We start from the raw sequence: 21,254 nt of genomic DNA, 5'->3' as shown, positions 1-21,254 counted from the left end.
CATCGTGGTCTGCGCTGCCACCGCGACGACCGGACTCGTCACAGCTGGGACACGGCCCGCCGGTCGGACCACGCCGACGAGCGACGGTGCCGTATCTTCGGCACGCGATGGATGTGTTGACGAGTCGCGGCCGCAGGGCCCGGGTGGTGGTGACGGCAGTCGGCCTCGCCGTCCTGCTGTCCGGCACGGTCTGGGGCGCGGACGATCACTTCCCGTTCGGTCCCTTCCGGATGTACTCCACCTCCGATCCCGCCGACGCGGACGCTCCGGACACCCGGGTGGAAGGGGTCGACCGCAGTGGCAACCTTGTCGACCTTGGTGAGGGAGCAACCGGCATCCGCCGGGCCGAGATCGAAGGCCAGCAGAGCCGGTACGTCGCCGACCCCAGCCGGTTGAGCGAGATCGCCGAGGCGTACGGCCGACGTCAGCCCGACGCACCGGAGCTGACCGAGGTCCGGATCGTGATCCGGTGGCACGACATCACCGACCGTCGGCCCACCGGTGGATGGGTCGACGAGACCGTCGTCCGTTGGCAGGTCACCCGATGAGCCGCTGGCTCACCGAGGCGGTGCCACGGGCTCGGATCGCCGCGTTCCGGACGCTGGTCTACCTCTTCGTCGCCGCCGACCTGGTCATCTTCACCCCCTGGGTGCGCGACCGCGTCGACGTGCCCGGCAACCTCTACCAACCGCTCTTCATCGGGCGCGTACTGCCGCTGCCCACCCCCACCGCGACGCTGGTGAGCGTGATCTTCTGGGCCCTGCTGCTGTTGGCCCTGCTCGCCGCGAGCGGACGGGCCCACCGGCTGCTCGGCTGGACGGTCTTCGCGCTCTACCTGCAGTGGATGATCATCGCGATGAGCTACGGCAAGGTCGACCACGACCGGTTCGCCCTGCTCGTCGCGCTGGCCGTGCTGCCCACCGCGGGCCGAGCCCGGCACGGTGACCAGACCCGGACGGAGGCCGGCGGCTGGGCGCTGCGGGTCACCCAGATCTCGGTGATCTGCACCTACTTCCTGGCGGCCTGGGCTAAGTTCCGCTTCGGCGGCCTGGACTGGGCGACCGGCTCGGTGCTCGCCAAAGCGATCATCCGACGCGGCACCGACCTGGCCGACCTGATCGCGCAGGTGCCCCACCTGCTGCTCGTCGCCCAGTTCGGCATCCTCGCCTTCGAGTTGCTCAGTCCCCTGGTCTTCGTGCTGCCCGAACGCTGGCGGCTCGCCACGGTCGGCTTCTTCTACTCGTTCCACCTGGTGACGATCGCGACCATCACCATCTCCTTCGCACCACACCTGGTCGCCATGACCAGCTTCCTGCCGCTGGAAAAGGTCCGTCCGGTGGTGGCGCTGCGACACCTGCTGGCTCGCAGGTCCGTGCCGGCCCGGGGCGACCTCGGCCCGGTGTCGCCGGTGGAAGCCGGGCCACCGGGAGCCGAGCCGGTGCCCGGTCCGGCAGCGACCTGACCTGCCGGCGTGATCGGCGGGGTCGTCAGCCGCCGGAGGGGCCGTAGAGGCGGTCCCGGGTCTCCTGGGGCAGCGAGCAGGCGGCCGTACCGCCGGGCATCCGGTGCCGGTTGCGGGCCACCCAGCGGTACGCGGGCCAGGCGACGGCGCGTACCGGCGGGATCCGTAGCCCGACGCCGGCGATCCGCCACACCGGGCCGCTGCTGGCCAGCAGTGCGGCGATGGCGTCCGGACCCGAGGCCCGGCTGCCGTCGGAGCCGACCCACTGCACCGCTTCCTCGCACTGCGCCTCGGTCAGGCCGAGCTGGTCGAGGTCGGCGAACTGCCAGGGCACCACGCGGGCGTCGGTCGGGATGCGGCGCTCGATGAACTCCGCGCAGCGGGTGCAGAAGGCGCAGTCCCCGTCGTAGACGAAGGTCGACATGCCTTCATCCTCCCCCCACGCCGGCCGGTCCACACCGGGGTGTCCGGCGAGTCACTTGCCCGCAAGTAGAACGTGTGTTCGAATACTGGTCATGCGCTGGGAAAACCTCACCGCTCCCCCGGTCGAGGGAGTTCCCGGTCGGGCAGCGCCAGCGACACCACCCCTGCCGCTGGCGCTGCCCGATGCGGTCGTCCGCACCTTCGACACCCCCGACTTCGCCGGCATGACCTTCTACGAGGTGCACGCCAAGTCGATCCTGAACAAGGTCCCGGGCACCTCCCGGGTCCCGTTCGAATGGACCGTCAACCCGTACCGCGGGTGCAGCCATGCCTGCGTCTACTGCCTGTCGGGCGACACTCCGATCTTGATGGCCGATGGAGGCGTCAGTGCAATACGCGATCTGGAGGTGGGCGACCGCATTTACGGGACCGAACGGCGAGGTGCCTACCGCCGCTACGTGGTGACCACCGTTCTGGCCAAGTGGTCAACGATGAAGCCGGCCTACCGGCTCACGCTTGAGGACGGAACGACACTCGTCGCGAGCGGCGACCACCGCTTCCTGACCGAACGGGGCTGGAAGCACGTCATGGGCGCCATGAGCGGCGGCGGTCAGCGTCCCTACCTGACCACGAACAATCGTCTGATCGGCACCGGGCGATTCGCGGCCGGGCCGAAGGAGAACGATGCCTACCGACGGGGCTACCTCTGCGGCATGATCCGCGGCGATGGCAACCTGGGCACCTACGTTTACCCGTACGGCGTCGTGCACAGGTTTCGCCTCGCATTGGCCGATGAGGAGGCGCTGCACCGCACCCGGCGTTATCTGTGCACGTTCGGCGTGGAGACCACCCGGTTCTCCTTTACACCTGCGAGTTCACATCGCAGAGCGATGGAAGCGATCCGCTGTTCCAAGGCAGCGGATGTCGACGCCATCCGAAAGCTCATCACATGGCCCGGTCAGCCCGACGACGACTGGTACCGAGGTTTCCTCGCCGGCATCTTCGACGCCGAAGGAAGTTGCAGCAGGGGGATCCTGCGGATCTCGAATGCCAACGACGCCATCCTGACCTGGACAGCTGACGCGTTGCGCCACCTCGGCCTGTCCGCCGTCCTCGAGGACCGTGGGCTGGCCAACCGTGTCCGCACCGTGCGGGTGACGGGTGGCCTCGCTGAACGTCTGCGGTTCTTCCACCTGACCGACCCCGCCGTCAGCCGCAAACGGTCGATCGAGGGAGCTGCGGTGAAGTGTCAGGCGAGGCTCCGGGTCACCGCGATCGAATCTCTTGGACTGGACCTTCCCCTGTGGGACATCACTACGGGCACCGGCGACTTCGTCGCCGACGGGGTGGTGAGCCACAACTGCTTCGCCCGCAACACCCACACCTACCTCGACTTCGACGCGGGGGCGGACTTCGACAGCCGGGTGATCGTCAAGGTCAACGCGGGTGAGTTGCTGCGTCGTGAGTTGGCCGCGCCGCGCTGGCGCGGCGCGCACGTGGCGATGGGCACCAACGTCGACTGCTATCAGCGGGCCGAAGGACGTTACCGGCTCATGCCGCCGATCATCGAGGCGCTGCGCGACTTCGCCAACCCGTTCTCGATCCTGACCAAGGGCACGCTGATCCAGCGTGACCTGCCGCTGCTGCGGCAGGCGGCCGAGGTAACCCGGGTGAGCGTCTCCTTCTCGGTCGGCTTCGTCGACGAGGGGCTGTGGCGCTCGGTCGAGCCGGGCACGCCGAGCCCGCGCCGGCGGCTCGACGCGGTACGCCGGTTCGCCGACGCCGGTTTCGAGGTGGGCGTACTGATGGCGCCGATCCTGCCCGGCCTCTCCGACTCCGACGAGTCCATCGACGCCACCGTGGCGGCGATCGCCGCCGCGGGTGCCGCCAGCGTGACGCCGCTCGCGCTGCACCTGCGCCCCGGCGCCCGCGAGTGGTACGCGCAGTGGCTCGGGCGGGAGCATCCCCGGCTGGTTCCAGGCTACCGGGAGCTGTTCCGGGCCGGCGCGTACGCACCGCAGTCCTACCAGCGGGAGCTGACCGCGCGGGTCCGCATCGCCGCCCGCCGTCATGGACTGATCCGTTCCGGGGCCGGCGAGCACCGTGACGCGCCGCAGCCCGCACCAGCGTCGGAGCAGCTGAGTCTGCTCTGAACGGGTTCAAGCGAGGCTGAGCGTGCCGCAGCCGCCGGCAGGTCTGCCGAACAGCCGATCAGGGGCGACACGGTTACAGTCGTCGGATGCGTACCGCCAAGCAGATCCTCGCCGACGCCGGCGTGATCGCCGTCGTGGGCGCGTCCCGCGATCCGTTCAAGGCCGCTCACCGGGTGCCGCTGGAGATGCAGCGGCACGGCTGGCGCATCATCCCGGTCAACCCGGTCGCCGACGAGCTCTTCGGCGAGCCGGTGTACCGGTCCCTGGCCGACATCCCGCACCCGGTCGACCTGGTCGACGTGTTCCGGCCGGCCGACGATGCCGTGGAGGTGGTTCGGCAGGCGGTGGCGATCGGTGCCCCGGCGGTGTGGCTGCAGCTCGGCATCGTCTCGCCGGAGGCAAGGCGGATCGCCGAGGAGGCCGGCATCGACTACGTGGAGGACCGCTGCCTGGTCGTGGAGCGCGCCGCCGCCGGCCTGACCCGCCGGAGCTGAGCACCGGCAGCGCAGGCCGCCGGCACCGGCCCTCAGCGTTAGGAAGGGGCCCTTGCTATACCTGAGGCGTTAACAGGGTGCCCTTCCTTTCACCGTCTGAGCTTGTAGTCGCGGAGCAGGCCCCGGGAGATGATGGTTTTCTGGATCTCCGAGGTGCCCTCCCCGATGAGCAGGAACGGGGCCTCCCGCATCAGCCGCTCGATCTCGTACTCCTTGGAGTAGCCGTAGCCGCCGTGGATGCGGAACGCCTCCTGGACGACCTCGGCGCAGTACTCCGAGGCGAGCAGTTTCGCCATCCCCGCCTCGACGTCGTTGCGCTGGCCGGCGTCCTTGAGCCGGGCCGCGTTGACCATCAGGGCGTGCGCGGCTTCGATCTTCGTACCCATCTCGGCCAGCTTGAAGGCGATGGCCTGGTGCTTCGCGAGCGGCTGGCCGAAGGTCCGGCGCTGCTGGGCGTACGCGACGGCCAACTCGAAGGCCCGGATGGAGATGCCGCAGGCACGGGCGGCGACGTTGACCCGGCCGACCTCGATGCCGTCCATCATCTGGTAGAAGCCCCGGCCCACCTGGTCGGCACCGCCGAGGACGGCGCTGTCGGCGACGGTGACCCCGTCGAGCACCATCTCGGTGGTCTCGACGCCCTTGTAGCCCATCTTGTCGATCTTGCCGGGGATGGTCAGGCCCGGGGCGGTCTCGCCGAAGCCGGGCTCCTTCTCCAGCAGGAAGGTGCTCATGTTGCCGTAGACCGAGTCGGCGCCGGTCTCGGTCCGGACCAGGGTGGCCACCACCGACGAGTACGCGCCGTTGGTCAGCCACATCTTCTGGCCGTTGATGACGAAGCGGTCGCCGTCGCGGACCGCCTTCGACTTGATCGCCGAAACGTCGGAGCCGCATTCCGGTTCGGACATCGAGAAGGCGCCGCGTACCTCGCCGGTGGCCATCTTCGGCAGCAGCCGCGCCCGCTGTTCGGCGGAGCCGTGCTGGGAGATGAGGTACGCCACGATGAAGTGGGTGTTGACGATGCCGGAGATCGACATCCAGCCCCGGGAGAGTTCCTCCACCACCAGCGCGTAGGTCAGCAGGGACTCGCCGAGGCCGCCGTGTTCCTCGGCGATGGTGAGGCCGAACAGGCCCATCTCCTTCATCCCGTCGAGGATGTCGGTCGGGTACTCGTCGGCGTGTTCCAGGCGCTGCGCGTGCGGGATGATTTCCTTGTCCACGAACTCCCGGACGGTTTCCAGGATCGACCGCTGCTCGTCGGTCAGGCCGGGCGTCTGGGCGAGTCGAGCCATCTCAGCCTCCGGGGAATCGACACATTACTCATTGGTAACTAAACGCTCGATAAGTATCGGTCGGCCGAACCGGAGCGGCCAAGGTGGCCAGTCCACACAAGCGCTGTGAAAAGCTTCACCACGGCGGGTAGCGTCCCGCAATGAGGGTCCTGCGCCAGCACGGCGGACGGCCCAGGACCGTACGGCCGGGACGGAGGAGGAGAGCGTGGGCCAACCACCGGAGCCGGACCAGCCCCCATCGCCCTACGAGCCACCGCCGGGCGGCCAGGAGCCACAGTACGGCCAACCGTACGGACAGCAGCCACAGTACGGCCAACCGTACGGACAGCAGCCGGGCGAGCAGTACGAACAGCCGGCGTACGGGCAGCCGGCGTACGAACATCCGGGCCAGCCGCCACACGGCCAGCAGTGGGGCCAGCAACCACCGTACGCCCCGCAGGTGCCCTACGGGCAGTACGGGCCGCCGGGCGGTCCGGGCAGCGGACGCGGCACGAACGTACTGGCCATCCTGTCGCTCGTCTTCGCCTTCGTCTTCGCCCCCGCCGGCATCGCCCTCGGGCACCTGGCCAAGCGGCAGCTGCGCACCAGCGGCGAGGACGGCGAGCAACTCGCCCGCTGGGGCCTGATCCTCAGCTACATCTTCACCGGCCTGTTCCTGCTGGCCTGCTGCGGCTGGTTGGCCTTGGTGATCTGGGCCGGTTCCGACGGCACCAACACCTGAGGGCGTCGTCGAGGCGGTCGCTGATGCGCAGCGCCGCTCAGCGGAACTGTGCCTCCCGGACACTGTTGCCGCCGTCGACCACCAGCATCTGCCCGGTGATGTACGACGCGGCCGGCGAGCAGAGGAACGTGATCGCCGCGGCGACCTCGTCCGGTGTGCCGGGACGCCCCACCGGCGTACCCAGACCCTGCTTGATCTCGGCCATTGTCGACGCGGCGGTGTAGATGGTGCCCGGGGCCACCGCGTTGACCGTCACCCCGTCGGCGATCATCTCCATGGCCAGCGCCCTGGTCAGGCCCACCACGCCAGCCTTGGCTGCCGCGTACGCCGCCTCGGTGGGCAGCGCGTTGACCGGACCGGCGGTGGCAGCCAGGTTGACGATCCGACCCCAACCGCGCTCGGCCATGCCGCCGATGAAGGCCCGGCTGCACAGGAAGGCAGTGGTCAGGTTCCGGTCGATCTCGCCCTGCCACTCGTCGTAGCTGAGCTGCGCGACCGGCCGCAGCACCTCCGGGCTGGCCCGGCTGGCCAGACCGGCGTTGTTGACCAGCACCTCGACATCGCCGAGCTGCTCGGTGACGGCATCGGCCAGCGCCCCCACCTCCGACTCGTCGGTGAGGTCGGCGACGAAACCGGTCACGCCGAGTTCGCCGGCCCGTTCGTGGATGCGCCGGGTCGTCGACACGATCGCCACCCGGGCTCCCAGGTCGGAGAGCCGGCGAGCGGTGGCGTACCCGATGCCGTCCGGGCTGCCCGCTCCCGTCACCAGCGCCACCTTGCCGTCCAACCGCATCGTCACCGGTTCCGGCAGTGACGCCGGTGCGTCCTGCTCGTCGGGCTCCGGTGTCACGGCGGAGCGTGGACGTCGCCCCATGCCCGGTCGACTGACGTCCCGTCGTGGTCTGCTGCCGGAACGGTCCGCCGCCCGCGCGTCAATCCCCATGCCGAGATCCTGCCCTTACCGTCGCTGTCGGGCAACGCGCACCCGGTGCCGGGCGCGTCGCGAAGTGCGTGGCGTGACTACCCTGACTGCGCCACAACCTCACGACGGAAGAGAAGCCCGATGACGCAACCCCCGCCGGCGGGCTGGCCCGACCCCGCATCGACCGGCCAGCCGTCCGGCCCGCCCGCCGACCCGACCATGCCGGCCAACCCGCAGCCATCGATCCCACCGCAGCCGTCCGGGTACGACCCGTACCAGCCGGCTGCCGACCCGTACGCCGGCATGAAGTCGGACCCGGCCGCGGCGCCGTATCCGCCCGTCGGTTACCCGCCGGCCCAGCCCTACGGCTACCCGCCCGTGCCACCCGGCTACGGCTATCCGCAGCAGAAGACGAACGCCCTGGCGATCGCCGCACTGGTCCTCTCCCTGCTCGGGGTCGGCTCGTGCATCACCGCCCCGATCGGCGCCATCATGGGACACGTGGCCATGCGCCAGATCCGGGAGACCGGCGAGGGCGGCGAGGGGATGGCCAAGGCCGCCATCATCGTCGGCTGGATCCTCACCGGCCTGCTCGCGCTGGTGCTCATCGCGTACGCCGTCGCGATCGCCCTCGCCATCTCGTCGTCCAACACCTGACCTGCGACGCCCGCCCCGGCCGAGGTCGGGGCGGGCGCGTGCGGCGGTTACGGCTACCCGGCCGGCGGGGTGAAGGTCGAGCTACGCGTCATGCCCGCTGCTCGCCCCTTGGCGGCGATCACGAGCGCCATCTTGCGGGACGCCTCGTCGATCATCTCGTCGCCGAGCATGACCGCGCCCAGCCGGCCACCTGCCTCCGAGGTGTAGTGCTGGTACGCGTCCAGGATCAGTTCGGCGTGGTCGTAGTCGGACTGGGCCGGCGAGTAGACCTCGTTCGCGGCCTCGATCTGCCCGGGATGCAGCACCCACTTGCCGTCGAAGCCGAGCGCCGCCGAGCGCTTCGCCACCTCACGGAAGCCGTCGGTGTCCCGGATCTGCAGGAACGGGCCGTCGATGGCCTGCTTGTCGTGCATCCGAGCGGCCATCAGGATGCGCATCAGGATGTAGTGGTACGGATCGCCCGGGTAGTCGGGGATGAGAGCGCCGACCACCAGTGACTTCATGTTGATCGAGGCCATGAAGTCAGCCGGGCCGAAGATGATCGTCTCGACGCGTGGCGATGCGGCGGCGATGGCGTCGACGTTGACCAGCCCGGCGGCGTTCTCGATCTGCGCCTCGATGCCGATGCGGCCCACCCCCAGGCCGAGGGTCTTCTCCACCTGGGTGAGGGTCATGTCCAGCCACTGCACCTGCGCCGCGTTCTGCACCTTCGGCAGCATCACGCAGTCGAGGTTGGCGCCCGCGCCCTCCACCACGTCGATGACGTCCCGATAGGTCCACGGGGTGGTGAGGTCGTTGACTCGGACGACTCGCGTCTTACCCGCCCAGTCGCCCTCGTTGAGCGCCGCCACGATGTTCTTGCGAGCGTCCGGCTTGGCCAGCGGGGCGACCGCGTCCTCCAGATCGAGGAAAACCTGATCGGCTGGGAGACCCTGAGCCTTGCCGAGCATCTTGACGCTCGAACCGGGGACGGCCAGGCAGGACCGACGGGGACGCCCGACAACGGCCATCGACGGAACTCCTTCCGGGTACGGTCGTCCGCCGTCCCTGACTTAGAGCGACAAGGTGCTTGTGACGCCACGGTAACCTCGTTCCGTGACCCCGGTGAATGGACCTGTGGAAGATGTCACTGACCGTCGACTGGTCGTGATCACCGGAGCGAGTTCCGGCATCGGACTGGCCGCCGCCACCAGCCTGGCCCGCCGGGGAGACCAGGTCGTCCTGGTCGGCCGGGATCCGGCCCGGCTGCGGGCCGCCGCCGACGAGGTACGCGAGGCTTCCGGGGAGCGGCCCGAGGTGTTCCGTGCCGACTTCGCCGTTCTCGACGATGTCCGGCAGATGGCCGAGCGCGTACGCGCCGCGTACGACCGGATCGACGTGCTGGCCAACAACGCCGGTGCGATCGCGCTCCAGCCGATCACCACGGTTGACGGTTTCGAGTTGTCCATCCAGGCCAACCACCTGGCGCCCTTCCTGCTCGCCAACCTGCTGGCCGACCGGGTGCGGCGGATGGTGGTGACCGCCTCCGGCGCGCACCGCAGCGGCTCGCTCGATCCGGAGAACCTCAACGCGCCCCTGCACCGCTACCGTCCGCTGTCCGCGTACGGCACCAGCAAGCAGGCGAACATCCTGTTCACCGTTGAGGCGGCACGGAGGTGGCCGCAGGTCGAGTCGTACTGTTTCCATCCCGGGGTGGTGCGCACCCGCTTCGGCAACGACAGTCGACTGGTCTCTCTGGGCATGCGGGTGCTGCCGTTCCGCAGCGCGGCCAAGGGGGCCCAGACGTTGGTGTGGCTCGCCAACCAGGACCAGTCCCGGTTGAGACCCGGTGGTTACTACTTCGACTGCCGGCCGCGCCGCCCGTGGCCGAAGGCGGCAGACCCGCGACTCGCGGCACGACTCTGGACGGCCAGCGCCGCCGCTGTCGGCGTCCCGGGCTGACAGCGAACGGGCGCCACGCTGGGCAGAACATTGCGATACTGCGCGCCATGACCATGCACGAAGGCACCACCCCCCGGGTGCTCGGCAAGGACGAGGAACTGGTCACCGAGACCGCCGCCGCGGTGTGCCTGGTCGCGTTGGTGGAGTTGCCCGACGCTGCGGTGGAGGCTGGGCAACGGTACGAGGACACCGTGCTCGCCCTGCTGCCACGCCACGGTGGTCACCTGGAACGGCGGCTGCGTACCGACGACGGGCGTACCGAGGTGCACGTCATCCGGTTCGACACCCGGGCGGGATACGAGGGGTTCCTGACCGACCCGGAGCGGACCGCGCTGCGTGCCAGCCTCGGCGAGGCCGCGCCGCAGACCCGGGTGCTGGAAGTGCACGAGGTGTGACCGCCGCAGGCGGCGTCAGTCGCGGACCGGTGCCGCGTCCGCCGGTACCGCAGTGCTGACCCGTGTCGTACGCCGGGCCGTGCGGGTGCTGGACAACACCACCACGGCGACGCCGACCAGCAGCAGCGACAGGCCGGGCAGGGTCACCGGGTCGGGTAGCTGGCCCAGCCACGCCCAGCCGATCAGCGCCGCGCCGGGTGCCTCCAGCAGGATCAGCACGCTGACCGTGGTGGCCGAGACCCGCCGCAGGGCGTAGCTGAACATCGAGTGGCCAAGGAGCTGCGCCCCGCCGACCAGGGCGAGCACGGCCAGCCAGGTACCGGTGTCGAAGCCGCTCAGCGGCACCCCGCCGGCCAGGCAGACCACCAGCAGGATCAGCCCGCACACGCCGTAGCAGATGGTGGTGTAGGTGGCGTTGCTGACGGTGACCCGGGCGCGCTCTCCCAACGCGGTGTACACCGCCGCGAAGAGGCCACCGGCCAGCGCCAGCAGGTCGCCGGTGAAGGCCTGGCCGGAGACCGTGAAGTCGGCCCCGGTCGCCAGCACCGCCCCGGCCACCGCCACCCCGATGCCGATCCAGACACCCGTCGGTAGCCGGCGGCCCTGGCCCCGGGCGATCAGCCCCTGCCAGACCGGCTGGGTGGCCACCAGCGCCGTTGCCGCCGCCACGGAGGTGAGCTTCGCACTCGGCATCCAGGCGGCGAAGTGCGCCGCCAGCGCCACCCCGGAAAGGACGCAGAACATGCCTTCGCGGCGGCCGACGCCGGTGGTCAGGGAACGGAACTCGGACCGTCTGCGGACCAGCGCGAACGGACTCAGCACGGCCACCGCCAGCACGTTGCGCCAGAACGCGATCGCCAGGGCCGGCGCGGCGGCGAAAGCGATCAGTGGCGCGGATGACGAGACGGCGAAGACGGCCACGGCCAGCGCCGCGCCCGTCATCAGGTCAAGCGGCGGACGATGAGGTTCGGGGACCACGAGGTGCAATCTTCACACGTCACACAGACGCCACTTTCCGTCAGCGTTCGGTTACGATCATGCGCGTCCTCATCAGGGCTCCCCTCATCCGCCCGGAGGCAGTTCCCATGCCCAGGTTCCGAGCGGTGCTGTTCGACTTCTTCGGCACGTTGACCTGTCCGGTCCGGCGTGGCAAGGGTCACCTCAGCACCGCCGAGCTGCTCGGTTGTCCACCGGACACCTTCCTGGAGGTGCTCGACAGCAGCTTCTACGAACGTGCCAGCGGACGCTTCGGCAGCGTCGAGGCGACCCTGCGCTGGGTGTGCGAACAGGCTGGCGTACACCCTTCGACGGAGGCGATACGAGCTGCTGCCACCGCCCGACACCAGGCCGTACGCGCCGACACCCGGTTACGGGACGAGGCCGTGCCGACCCTGCGGGCGCTGCGGCGACGAGGCGTACGGACCGGCGTGATCAGTGACTGCACCCACGAGTTGCCCACGTTCCTGCCGGAGTTGGCGATCGCCCCGCTGCTCGACGTCCGGGTGTTCTCCGTCCAGGCGGGGCGGTGCAAGCCGGACGCGGCCCTCTACCTGGCCGCCTGTGCGCGACTGGGCCTGTCGCCACAGGACTGCCTCTACGTGGGTGACGGCGGCAGCCAGGAGCTGACCGGCGCGCAGCGCGCCGGCATGAGCGCCGCCCGGTTGGCCTCGCCCGACCTCGTCGACCACCTGGTGTTCAACCCCGACGCCGACTGGGCCGGCCGGACGCTGGAGTCCCTCTGCGAGGTGGTCGACCTGGTCGACTCGGCAGCCAGCCCGGTCGGCGCGCCGGTGTAACCACGCGCTGGTCCAGGTGAGGGCGGTCAGCGGCGTCGGACGCGGTGCAGCCGGAACGGCCGGCGGGTGGCGCGGACGGCCGGCGTCGGTCGGGGCGTCTCGGCCAGCGAACCGGCCGGCAGTTCGGCGCCGTGCACCGGCTCGCCGGCCGGAGCGAGCCGTAGCAGGGCACAACCGTCGGTGGCCCAGCGGGCGACGAGTTCCGTGGTCGGTCCGGGTGCGTTCAGCCGTTTGGCCCCCACCAACGGGGCGAGTGTGTCCCACTGCTCCGTGCCGGGTGACACCCGGCTGACCCGCGCCGGCCAGGTGATGATCCGACCACCGTGGTCGCCGCGCAGTGTCACCTGGGCCTCGTCGGCCTCGGCCAGGCCGGGCGCGGACTGCTCGCCGGGGCCGCTGACCACGAACAGCGCCGCTTCCAGAGGCACGCACCACAGCGCCAGCGGCGGTCCGCCGGCCACCGCTACCCAGGCCACCGAGGCCTTCTTCATCGCCTCGTCGACCAGAGGGTGGTTCTCGCGCTCGTCGGTCACCGCGGCATCCTCTCGCATCCGGGGCCAGTCCGCGCCGTCGGTCAGCCGACGAATGGCGGGACGAGGATCTCCCCCCGTGCCACCGGCATCACCTGGCCTGCGACGCTCGTGCCCACCGCCACGCCACCGGCGGCGGTCACGGTGCAGGCCAGCGAGGACGGTCGGCCCATCTCGACGCCCTGCCGGACGAGGTACGACGATCGTCCCTCGTTCGGCAGCAGACCGCTGGCGACCAGCCACACCCCGAGGCCGAGCGCGGCCGAGCCGGTCGCCGGGTCCTCGGGTACGCCGAGACCGGGGACGAAGACCCGGGCGTGCGCGGTTTGGGTTTCGGCGTTCCAGGAGAAGACGCTGACATGCTCAATGCCGTACCGCCCGGCCGCCACCGGGTTCACCTGGGCCCGGGCGAGGGCGTCGGGGCGTACCGGCAGGAACGGGAACTCCAGCCCGCAGCCGGCGACCCGGGGTGCTGGGCCGAGGTGGTCCTCAGCGCCGAGCCCCACCATTTCCAGCAGCGGTTCCGGCTCCAGTTCGGGCCCGAGGGTGGGGCTGCCGCCGGTGAGGGTGGCGGCACCGTCGCTGACCTCGATCGGCAGCACCCCGGCACCGCACTCCTGAGTGACCTGCCCCATCGGGAACAGGCCCCGACGAGCGGCGGTGACCGCAGCGCCGACGCTGGGGTGACCGGCGAACGGCAATTCGTCGACCGGCGTGAAGATCCGGGCCCGGTAGGTGGCGCCGGCCTGGGTGGCGGGCAGCACGAAGATCGTCTCCGAGAGGTTGAACTCGCTCGCCAGCGCCTGCATCTGGTCGGTCGCCAGCCCTTCGGCGCCGAAGACCACCGCGAGCGGGTTCCCGGCGTACGGACGGTCGGTGAAGACGTCCACGATCTCGTAAGCCAAGGTCGACATGTTGATAGACACTAGGCCCTCAGGGCGGGTGCCGGGGTCACTGCCCGACAGTGCCGCACCTGGACCATGGCGGGTCGGGTTGCCGGTCGACGCGGACGAGGTGACGACGGTCCCCGCTTCACCCAGCCGTCCCCGGGGCCTCGCCACGACTCGGGCCGGCGCGTCGACCTACCCCCTAGGCTGGTGCCCGTGAGCACGCCGACCCGGGTCTACATCGCCCGCCTCGCCGGAGTCGCCGTCTTCGACCCGAACGGCGACCAGGTCGGCCGGGTACGCGACGCGGTGGCCCGGCTGCGCGCGAGCCAACGGCCGCCCGAGGTCGTGGGGCTGGTGGCCGAGATGCCGATGCGCCGACGGATCTTTCTCTCCATCAACCGGGTCACCTCGATCGACGCCGACGCCATCGTGCTGGGCAGCGGAACGTTGAACCTGCGCCGGTTCGAGAAGCGCCCGAACGAGTTGCTCGTCCTCCAAGAACTGCTGGACCGTCGGGTGCAGGTCGCCCCGGAGGGCCGGGCCGCGTCGGTGGTCGACGTGGCGATGGAGTGCAGTCGAGGTGGCGAGTGGTCGTTGACCCGGGTGGCGGTTCGTGAACAGACCAGCCGGTTGGCGCGCCGGGGCCATCTGCACCAGGTCGAGTGGAACCAGGTACGCGGGCTCAGTGGCGTGGCGGAGACCCGGGGCACCGCCAACCTGCTGGCCGTCCTCGAGGAGATGCGCCCCGCCGACCTGGCCAACGCGCTCCAGGACCTGCCCGACGCCCGGCGCAACGAGGTCGCGGCGGCCCTCGACGACGAGCGGCTGGCCGACGTGCTCAGCGAGCTGCCCGAGCACGACCAGGTGGAGATCCTCGCTGCGCTGGGCCGCGAGCGGGCCGCCGACGTCCTGGAGGAGATGGAGCCGGACGACGCCGCCGACCTGCTCGGCGAGCTGCCGCCGCCGGAACAGGACGTGCTGCTCGACCTGATGGAGCCGGACGAGGCCGATTCGGTGCGGCAACTGCTGAAGTACACCCCGGGCACCGCGGGCAGCGTGATGACCTCCGAACCGGTCATCCTGCCCCCGGACGCGACCGTGGCGGAGGCGCTGGCCCGGATCCGGGAGCCCCAGCTCTCCCCGGCGGTGGCCGCGCAGGTGTTCGTGGCCCGGGCACCGATGGCCACGCCCACCGGCCGCTACCTGGGCATGGTGCACTTCCAGCGGCTGCTCCGCGAGCCTCCGGCCGATCTGCTGGGCGGGGTGGTGGTGAACGACATCGATCCGCTGCGCCCGACCACCCGGCTGCCGGAGATCACCCGGCGCATGGCCACCTACGATCTGGTGGCCATGCCGGTGATCGACCGGAACAACCGGCTGGTGGGCGCGGTCACCGTCGACGACGTGCTGGATCACCTGCTGCCACGGGACTGGCGGGACCGGAACGCGATGACGAGTGGCCAGCAGAACGGGGCGACGACATCGGCCGTTCCGGACTCGGCGATGGACGGTGACCATGACTGAGCAACGACGCGCGGAGCGGCTGGACCTGCCGCGGGAGCCCCGAGGGCTGAAGCTGCCCCGGGTGGATCAGGAAACGTTCGGCCGCTGGGCCGAGGGCATCGCGCGTGGGATGGGTACGGCGAACTTCATCGTCTACATGACGTTGGTGATCACCGCCTGGTTCCTCTGGAACACCCTCGCTCCGGCCGGGATGCGCTTCGACCCGTACACCTTCACGTTCCTCACCCTGGTGCTCTCCATCCAGGCGTCCTACGCCGCGCCACTGATCCTGCTGGCGCAGAACCGCCAGGCCGACCGCGACCGGGTGGCGTTCGACGAGGACCGACGGCGGGCGACCATGCAGAAGGCCGACACGGAGTACCTGGCCCGGGAGATCGCGGCGTTGCGGATCGCGTTGGGCGAGGTGGCCACCCGCGACTTCGTCCGCTCGGAGCTGTCCCGGCTGGCCGAGGAGCTGGACGAGTCGGCGCAGCGGCGACAGCGGCTGGAACGCCGGCACCGGGACGACCCGGCCGTCCGGACCGGCGGTGACGGGTTGGACGAGCCCCGCGACGAGCTGGACGGCGACCCGCCGGGTGACGGTCGTCACGACACCATGCCCGCCCGCCGCCCGGAGAGCTGATCGACTGGCTCACACCGCCGCGACCGACACCGGTTGCGGCACCCTGCCGACGTAGCATTGCGGGCATGTCAGCTCCCGTCAGCACCGTCAACGACGCCGTCATGGCCGCCCTGGCCACCGTCAACGACCCGGAGATCCGCCGGCCGATCACCGAACTCGGCATGGTGCGCTCCGCCGAGATCGGCGAGGACGGTGTGGTCCGGGTCGAGTTGCTGCTGACCGTCGCCGGGTGCCCGCTGAAGGACAAGCTGCGTTCGGACATCACCGCGGCCGTGGCCGCGGTGAGCGGGGTGAGTGGCGTCGAGATCGAGTTCGGTGTGATGAGCACCGAGCAGCGCCAGCAGCTCCAGGCGAAGCTGCGCGGTGGCGGTGCGACGGCAGAGCCGGTGATCCCGTTCGCCCAGCCCGGCTCCCGCACCCGGGTGTACGCGGTGGCCAGCGGCAAGGGCGGCGTCGGCAAGTCCAGCGTGACGGTCAACCTGGCTGCCGCACTGGCCGCCCGGGGCCTGTCCGTCGGCGTGGTGGACGCGGACATCTACGGACACTCCGTGCCTCGGATGCTCGGTGCGGACGGCCTGCCGACCCGGGTCGAAGACATGATCATGCCGCCACAGGCGCACGGAGTGAAGGTCATCTCGATCGGGATGTTCACCGCCGGCAACGCCGCCGTGGTGTGGCGCGGTCCGATGCTGCACCGCGCGTTGCAGCAGTTCCTCGCCGACGTCTACTGGGGCGACCTCGACGTCCTCCTGCTCGACCTGCCCCCGGGCACCGGCGACGTGGCGATCTCCCTGGCCCAGCTGCTGCCGAACGCCGAGATCCTGGTGGTCACCACCCCTCAGGCCGCCGCCGCCGAGGTGGCCGAGCGGGCCGGCGCGATCGCCCTGCAGACCCACCAGCGGGTGGTTGGCGTGATCGAGAACATGTCGTGGCTGGAGCTGCCCGACGGCTCCCGGATGGAGATCTTCGGGGCCGGTGGTGGTCAGACGGTGGCGGATTCGCTGACGCAGACCATCGGCGCGCAGGTGCCGCTGCTGGGTCAGGTGCCGCTGGACACCCGGGTCCGGGAGTCGGGCGACGAGGGCAACCCGATCGTGCTCGCCGCGCCGGACTCCCCGGCGGCCAAGGCGCTGGGCCAGGTGGCCGATCGGCTCGCGCTGCGCCGTGAGTCACTGCTCGGTAAGCCGCTGGGCCTCAAGCCGTCCGGGCGCTGACGTCCGGCGGACGGCGTCAGGTGACGTCGTCGTAGCTGACCGCGCGGGGAGCCGGTGCTGAGGTGCTCGCCGGGGCCGGATCTGGCCGGCGGGGGTCCGCCGCGTTCGCGACGTCCTTGAGTTCGTCGTGCACGCCGCTGATGTCGGCTCGAAGGCCGTCGTAGACGCCCTGCAGCGGTTTCCGGATCGCCTGCTCGTCCTCCTCGCTGAGCAGGTGCTTGCGGATGAACGCCTTGGGGTGCAGGTCCTCCAACTGGATGTCGGTGCCCAGTTCCTTGCTCAGGTCGCTGGTGGCGCTACGCGCCATGGTGCGCAGGTTGCGCACCATGCGCAGCCCGTCACTGATCACCACCGGCAGCCGGTCGCCGAAGATCAGCAGCGCCAGCAGCAGCAGCGCGCCGACCTCCCACACGTTCAGGTTCTCGAACACCTCGGCCCCCTTCCCCCGGCTACCGCAGCCAGCGTACGCAGGTCGGTGCCGTCGCCAGAAGAGGGTGCGACGTCACTTCGCGTCCGCCGCGAGGGTGACCGAGGCGTTCTGCCGGCTCGAACCCCGGCGGTACTCGACGGTGACCACCGATCCGGGCGCGTACTTGCGGACCAGAGCGATCAGATCCGTCGGCTCGGTCATCGGACGGCCGTTGAGCTTCAGGATCACGTCACCGGCGCGCAGTCCCGCACCGGCGGCCGGACCGGACGGCTCGACCGTCGCGAGGCGGACCCCGTTGCCGTTGGTGCCCGAGCCGGGCCCACCGACCTGGGCACCGATGACCGTACGGCGGGCCTTTCCGGTGCCGATGATGTCCTGGGTGATCCGTTTCGCCTGGTTGATCGGAATGGCGAAGGCGAGGCCGATGTTGCCGGCCTCCTGGCCATCCGCGACCAGGGACTTGATCGTGGAGTTGACGCCGATGACCCGTCCGGCCGCGTCCACCAGCGGTCCACCGGAGTTGCCGTGGTTCACCGCGGCGTCGGTCTGGATCGCGGCGTAGTAGCGGGTCGGCCCGCCGGGCTCGCCGGCGTGCATCGTCCGGTCCAGGGCACTGACAATGCCCGCGGTCACCGTGTTCGCCAGCGACAGCGGGGAGCCCATCGCCAGCACCGGGTCACCCACCGCCAGGGAGTCGGAGTCGCCGAACTCGACCGGACGCAGCCCGGTGCGAGAGACCTTGATCACGGCGATGTCGGACTCCGCGTCCTGCCCCACCACCGTCGCGGAGGCCGAGCTGCCGTCGTTGAAGATGACCGACGCCTTTCCGGTGCCGCCGGCCACCACGTGATCGTTCGTGATCACATGCCCGTCGGCACTGGCGATGAAACCCGAGCCCTCGCTGGTGCCGCCCAGGCCGGCGACCCGGACGGTGACCACGCTCGGCAGCACGCGTTCGGCGACGCCAGCCAGCGACTCCGGCGGACGTTGGGCGAGTGTGGGCGCCGCACCGGGGACCGCCCCGAGCACCGCCGCACCGGCACCGCCACGGAGCGCGAACGCGTAGCCGAGTGCACCGCCGAGCGTGCCGGCGAGCAGGGCGGTCACCAGCGGAATGAGCAGGAGTTGCTTAAGCCTCGGTCGGCCGGGCGCATCGGGATCGGTGACCGGCTCCGGCTCGCTGCCGGCCACCGGAGCCGCGGGCAGCACCACCGCCGCCGGTGCGTACGGATCCCGCCACGGATCGGCGAGCGCGTCGGACCACCACGGCGACGTCGGATGACCGCCGCCCTGTGGTGTCGCCGGCACACCGGCTGGCGGAGGTCCGGCCGCCGGCTGCCCGGCCGGTGCTCCGCTCACGCCGGGCTGGCGCCAGTCCCAGCCGTCGGTCACTCGGTGCCTCCCACTCCCGTCCCCCGGTATCCACGCATCCGCGTCCGACGCGCCGGGTGCGTGCGACGGATACCGCTTCCAGGATTGCACGGATGCGCGGTACGGGGTCAGCGGTTGTCACTGCGGGTGGATGCCCCGCTGCGCTCGGAGCGGGTCGGCTCTAGAGTCACAGTGCCCATCCGCCCTGCGCATCATGCTCGTCGCCCGGAGGTGCCCCATCGCCACGGTCGCCGGTTCCGGCAGTTCGACGAACCCGGCCCTGCAGTTCGCCGAGTCGTACGTCACCGAGGACCTCGTCCTGCGGACCGCCCGCAGCCTCGCCCATGAGGTTGGCCTAGCCGCGGTCACACCCGGCGCGGGTGCCGCGTTGCGCCTGCTCGCCGCCGCCGGCAACGCCCGCGCGGTCGTCGAGATCGGCACCGGCACCGGCGTCAGCGGGGTGTGGCTGCTGCGCGGCATGCGGGCCGACGGGGTACTCACCACCATCGACGTCGAGGTGGAGCATCAGCGGATCGCCCGACGCATCTTCGCCGAGGCCGGCTTCGTGTCCGGCCGCACCCGGATCATCACCGGTCGGGCGCTCGACGTGCTGCCCCGGCTCGCCGACGGCGCGTACGACCTGGTCTTCGTCGACGCCGAGGTGACCGGCTTCACCGCCTACGTGGACGCCGCGCTGCGGCTGCTGCGCCCGGGCGGAGTGCTGGTGCTCAACGGTGCGCTGGCCGGCGGCCGGATCGGCGACCCGGCCGCCCGCGACCCGGAGACGGTGACGGTACGCGAGACGGTGAAGGCCATCCGCGAGTCGGAGCACTGGATCCCGGCACTGCTGCCGGTCGGCCACGGGCTGCTGGCCGCGGTGCGCTGCTGAACCGGCCCCGCCATGCGCACCGTCAGTTCAGCGTCGCCAACCAGCGCAGCAGCCCGCGTACGCCCCAACCGGTCGCGCCCCGGGTCAGCTCCGCGTCGGCGCGTTCGCACCAGGACGGCGCGGACATGTCGATGTGCAGCCAACGGTCGCGCAGCTCGCCGGTGAACTCCCGCAGGTAGAGAGCGGCCAGCACCGAACCGCCGCCCTGTGTCGGCGCGCTGTGCAGGTCGGCCAGGTCGCTGCCGAGGTGCTCGACGTAGTCGCTGGGCAGCGGCATCCGCCAGGCTGACTCACCGGCCGCCCTGATCGCCGCGAGCAGATCCTCGGCGAGCTGATCGTTGTCGCTGTAGAGGGCACCCGTGCGGGTGCCGAGCGCCACCGCGTTGGCACCGGTCAGGGTGGCCAGGTCGACCAGCAGGTCCGGCTTGAGCTCCTGCACGGCGTACGCCAGCGCGTCGGCGAGGACCAGCCGTCCCTCGGCGTCGGAGTTCGTCGTCTCGCTGGTCATCCCGCCGTAGTGTCGGACGATGTCGCCGGGCCGGAACGCGGCTCCGCTGACCATGTTCTCGGCGAGCGGCGCAAGCGTGGTCACCCGGACCGGCAGCCGCAGGGCCGCGGCCCCGAGGGTGGCTGCCACAACGGCGGCGGCACCGGCCATGTCCTTGCGCATCAGCTTCATCGCCGGCACGGGCTTGATCGAGATGCCCCCGGTGTCGAAGGTGATGCCCTTGCCCACCAGGACCACGTGGGTGCGGGCCTCCGAGGGATGCCAGTCCAGCTCGACCAGCCGTGGACCGCTTGCCGATCCCCCACCCACCGCGAGGATGCCGCCGAAGCCCTCGGCGGTCAGTTGCTCCGGCTCGCGGACCCGCAACGTGAGGCCGGGCAGATCGGCCACGGCCTCGGCGACCTGCTCGGCGAACCACTGCGGGTTCTTCACGGAGGAGGGCATGTTGGTGAGGTCGCGCGCCAGTCGGGTCATCCGGGCGGTGGTCCGCGCCACCGAGACAGCCTGCTCGTACGCCTCGGGGTCGGTGACCGCCAGGTCGACGTCGGTCAGCGCGGGGGCGTCGGCGTCCGCGCCCAGCCGGAACCGGTACGACCCCAGCAGCAACCCTTCGACCAGACCTCGCACCGCCTCCGCCGAGACGCCCTCGGGAAGGGCTAGTGTGACATGAGTCTCATTTTTGACGGCGCGGGTCAGCGCCGCGCCAGCCGTCCGCCAGGCCGCCTCGTCCGCCTCACCGATGCCCAGCAGCACCAGGCGTTGGGGGGTGCCTCCGGGGCGCAGTTGCGTGTGCACGTCGCCGGCTCGACCCGTGAACCGCGCCACCGGAATCAGTGCGGTCGCCTCGTCGGCGACCCCGTCGGGTGCGGTCACTCCGGTCGGCACCGGCTCGGCCGGCGCGTCGTCGGCGGCGGGCCGCACGGGCAGGACCAGGGTGTCGAGCCGTTCCGGCTCGGCGGTCAGACGGATGGCGAGCACGCGGAGCCATACCTCCAGGAGACGGACGCGCGGTGGATCGGT

At 70.9% G+C, this 21,254-nt stretch carries 23 protein-coding genes; 13 read left to right on the top strand and 10 right to left on the bottom strand.

Annotated features, from left to right (window positions below):
- Window positions 1-86: 86 nt before the first annotated feature.
- Both Vlu01_RS00320 and Vlu01_RS00315 read left to right on the top strand, forming a co-directional pair.
- Window positions 87-548, top strand: coding sequence for a hypothetical protein (locus Vlu01_RS00320; protein ID WP_308440913.1), 462 nt, complete (start codon window positions 87-89; stop codon window positions 546-548).
- Window positions 545-1,462, top strand: coding sequence for an HTTM domain-containing protein (locus tag Vlu01_RS00315; protein WP_203990684.1), 918 nt, complete (start codon window positions 545-547; stop codon window positions 1,460-1,462). The genes Vlu01_RS00320 and Vlu01_RS00315 overlap by 4 nt, the downstream gene beginning before the upstream one ends.
- Window positions 1,463-1,487: 25 nt before the next feature.
- On the opposite strand, the gene Vlu01_RS00310 is transcribed toward Vlu01_RS00315, so the two are convergent.
- Window positions 1,488-1,886, bottom strand: coding sequence for a thiol-disulfide oxidoreductase DCC family protein (locus tag Vlu01_RS00310; RefSeq protein WP_203990682.1), 399 nt, complete (start codon window positions 1,884-1,886; stop codon window positions 1,488-1,490).
- Here Vlu01_RS00310 and Vlu01_RS00305 point away from each other — a divergent pair.
- A complete protein-coding gene (locus tag Vlu01_RS00305; RefSeq protein ID WP_308440912.1) occupies window positions 1,885-4,038 on the top strand; it encodes an intein-containing Rv2578c family radical SAM protein in 2,154 nt (717 codons plus the stop codon). The genes Vlu01_RS00310 and Vlu01_RS00305 overlap by 2 nt on opposite strands.
- A gap of 86 nt (window positions 4,039-4,124) precedes the next feature.
- The gene (locus tag Vlu01_RS00300) at window positions 4,125-4,532 is read left to right on the top strand and encodes a CoA-binding protein (RefSeq protein ID WP_203990677.1); all 408 of its coding nucleotides are present in this window, start codon (window positions 4,125-4,127) and stop codon (window positions 4,530-4,532) included.
- Between the two features lie 89 nt (window positions 4,533-4,621).
- Here Vlu01_RS00300 and Vlu01_RS00295 read toward each other — a convergent pair whose 3' ends face one another.
- The gene (locus Vlu01_RS00295; RefSeq protein WP_203990675.1) at window positions 4,622-5,824 is read right to left on the bottom strand and encodes an acyl-CoA dehydrogenase family protein; all 1,203 of its coding nucleotides are present in this window, start codon (window positions 5,822-5,824) and stop codon (window positions 4,622-4,624) included.
- Window positions 5,825-6,029: 205 nt separating this feature from the next.
- On the opposite strand from Vlu01_RS00295, the gene Vlu01_RS00290 reads away from it, so the two are divergent.
- Window positions 6,030-6,545 carry a DUF4190 domain-containing protein gene (locus Vlu01_RS00290; protein ID WP_203990672.1) on the top strand — a complete coding sequence of 172 codons (516 nt, stop codon included), beginning with the start codon at window positions 6,030-6,032 and terminating at the stop codon, window positions 6,543-6,545.
- Window positions 6,546-6,582: 37 nt separating this feature from the next.
- Here the strand turns inward: Vlu01_RS00290 and Vlu01_RS00285 are convergent, their stop codons facing one another.
- Window positions 6,583-7,419: an SDR family NAD(P)-dependent oxidoreductase gene (locus Vlu01_RS00285; RefSeq protein ID WP_203991589.1), complete on the bottom strand. Its 837-nt coding sequence runs from the start codon at window positions 7,417-7,419 to the stop codon at window positions 6,583-6,585.
- 189 nt (window positions 7,420-7,608) lie between these two features.
- On the opposite strand from Vlu01_RS00285, the gene Vlu01_RS00280 reads away from it, so the two are divergent.
- Window positions 7,609-8,124 (top strand): DUF4190 domain-containing protein, encoded by a 516-nt coding sequence (locus Vlu01_RS00280; RefSeq protein WP_203990669.1) that lies wholly within the window; start codon window positions 7,609-7,611, stop codon window positions 8,122-8,124.
- Between the two features lie 53 nt (window positions 8,125-8,177).
- Here the strand turns inward: Vlu01_RS00280 and Vlu01_RS00275 are convergent, their stop codons facing one another.
- Entirely contained in the window at window positions 8,178-9,134 is a 957-nt protein-coding gene (locus tag Vlu01_RS00275) for an HpcH/HpaI aldolase/citrate lyase family protein (RefSeq protein ID WP_203990661.1), read from the bottom strand.
- Window positions 9,135-9,240: 106 nt separating this feature from the next.
- Here Vlu01_RS00275 and Vlu01_RS00270 point away from each other — a divergent pair, with 106 nt between their 5' ends.
- Window positions 9,241-10,065, top strand: coding sequence for an SDR family NAD(P)-dependent oxidoreductase (locus Vlu01_RS00270; RefSeq protein ID WP_203991586.1), 825 nt, complete (start codon window positions 9,241-9,243; stop codon window positions 10,063-10,065).
- Between the two features lie 47 nt (window positions 10,066-10,112).
- On the top strand, window positions 10,113-10,460 hold the full coding sequence (locus tag Vlu01_RS00265) for a hypothetical protein (RefSeq protein ID WP_239095603.1): 348 nt from the start codon (window positions 10,113-10,115) through the stop codon (window positions 10,458-10,460).
- A gap of 15 nt (window positions 10,461-10,475) precedes the next feature.
- On the opposite strand, the gene Vlu01_RS00260 is transcribed toward Vlu01_RS00265, so the two are convergent.
- A complete protein-coding gene (locus Vlu01_RS00260) occupies window positions 10,476-11,402 on the bottom strand; it encodes a DMT family transporter (RefSeq protein WP_203990659.1) in 927 nt (308 codons plus the stop codon).
- A gap of 143 nt (window positions 11,403-11,545) precedes the next feature.
- Between Vlu01_RS00260 and Vlu01_RS00255 the strand changes: the two genes are divergently transcribed.
- A complete protein-coding gene (locus Vlu01_RS00255) occupies window positions 11,546-12,256 on the top strand; it encodes an HAD family hydrolase (protein WP_203990656.1) in 711 nt (236 codons plus the stop codon).
- A gap of 26 nt (window positions 12,257-12,282) precedes the next feature.
- Here the strand turns inward: Vlu01_RS00255 and Vlu01_RS00250 are convergent, their stop codons facing one another.
- Window positions 12,283-12,807, bottom strand: a complete 525-nt coding sequence (locus Vlu01_RS00250; protein ID WP_203990653.1) for a hypothetical protein — start codon at window positions 12,805-12,807, stop codon at window positions 12,283-12,285.
- A 23-nt stretch (window positions 12,808-12,830) separates the two neighbouring features.
- Window positions 12,831-13,700, bottom strand: a complete 870-nt coding sequence (locus tag Vlu01_RS00245; protein ID WP_203990650.1) for a PhzF family phenazine biosynthesis protein — start codon at window positions 13,698-13,700, stop codon at window positions 12,831-12,833.
- Window positions 13,701-13,889: 189 nt separating this feature from the next.
- Between Vlu01_RS00245 and Vlu01_RS00240 the strand changes: the two genes are divergently transcribed.
- The 3 genes from Vlu01_RS00240 (at window position 13,890) to Vlu01_RS00230 (ending at window position 17,036) form a co-directional block, all read left to right on the top strand.
- The gene (locus Vlu01_RS00240) at window positions 13,890-15,200 is read left to right on the top strand and encodes a magnesium transporter MgtE N-terminal domain-containing protein (RefSeq protein WP_203990647.1); all 1,311 of its coding nucleotides are present in this window, start codon (window positions 13,890-13,892) and stop codon (window positions 15,198-15,200) included.
- Entirely contained in the window at window positions 15,193-15,822 is a 630-nt protein-coding gene (locus Vlu01_RS00235) for a DUF1003 domain-containing protein (protein ID WP_203990644.1), read from the top strand. The genes Vlu01_RS00240 and Vlu01_RS00235 overlap by 8 nt, the downstream gene beginning before the upstream one ends.
- Window positions 15,823-15,887: 65 nt before the next feature.
- Window positions 15,888-17,036 carry an Mrp/NBP35 family ATP-binding protein gene (locus Vlu01_RS00230; RefSeq protein WP_203990642.1) on the top strand — a complete coding sequence of 383 codons (1,149 nt, stop codon included), beginning with the start codon at window positions 15,888-15,890 and terminating at the stop codon, window positions 17,034-17,036.
- 16 nt (window positions 17,037-17,052) lie between these two features.
- On the opposite strand, the gene Vlu01_RS00225 is transcribed toward Vlu01_RS00230, so the two are convergent.
- A complete protein-coding gene (locus Vlu01_RS00225; protein ID WP_203990640.1) occupies window positions 17,053-17,466 on the bottom strand; it encodes a twin-arginine translocase TatA/TatE family subunit in 414 nt (137 codons plus the stop codon).
- Between the two features lie 72 nt (window positions 17,467-17,538).
- Entirely contained in the window at window positions 17,539-18,858 is a 1,320-nt protein-coding gene (locus tag Vlu01_RS00220; protein ID WP_203990638.1) for a S1C family serine protease, read from the bottom strand.
- Between the two features lie 193 nt (window positions 18,859-19,051).
- Here Vlu01_RS00220 and Vlu01_RS00215 point away from each other — a divergent pair, with 193 nt between their 5' ends.
- Complete coding sequence (locus Vlu01_RS00215) at window positions 19,052-19,726, top strand: O-methyltransferase (protein ID WP_239095602.1); 675 nt, start codon at window positions 19,052-19,054, stop codon at window positions 19,724-19,726.
- A 22-nt stretch (window positions 19,727-19,748) separates the two neighbouring features.
- Here the strand turns inward: Vlu01_RS00215 and Vlu01_RS00210 are convergent, their stop codons facing one another.
- On the bottom strand, window positions 19,749-21,212 hold the full coding sequence (locus Vlu01_RS00210) for a leucyl aminopeptidase family protein (RefSeq protein ID WP_203990636.1): 1,464 nt from the start codon (window positions 21,210-21,212) through the stop codon (window positions 19,749-19,751).
- Between the last annotated feature and the right edge of the window lie 42 nt (window positions 21,213-21,254).

This window comes from Micromonospora lutea, from assembly GCF_016863535.1.
Lineage (GTDB): Bacteria > Actinomycetota > Actinomycetes > Mycobacteriales > Micromonosporaceae > Micromonospora > Micromonospora lutea.
Note: the sequence above shows the minus strand (reverse complement) of the source record. Positions and strands in the feature narration are given on the sequence as shown.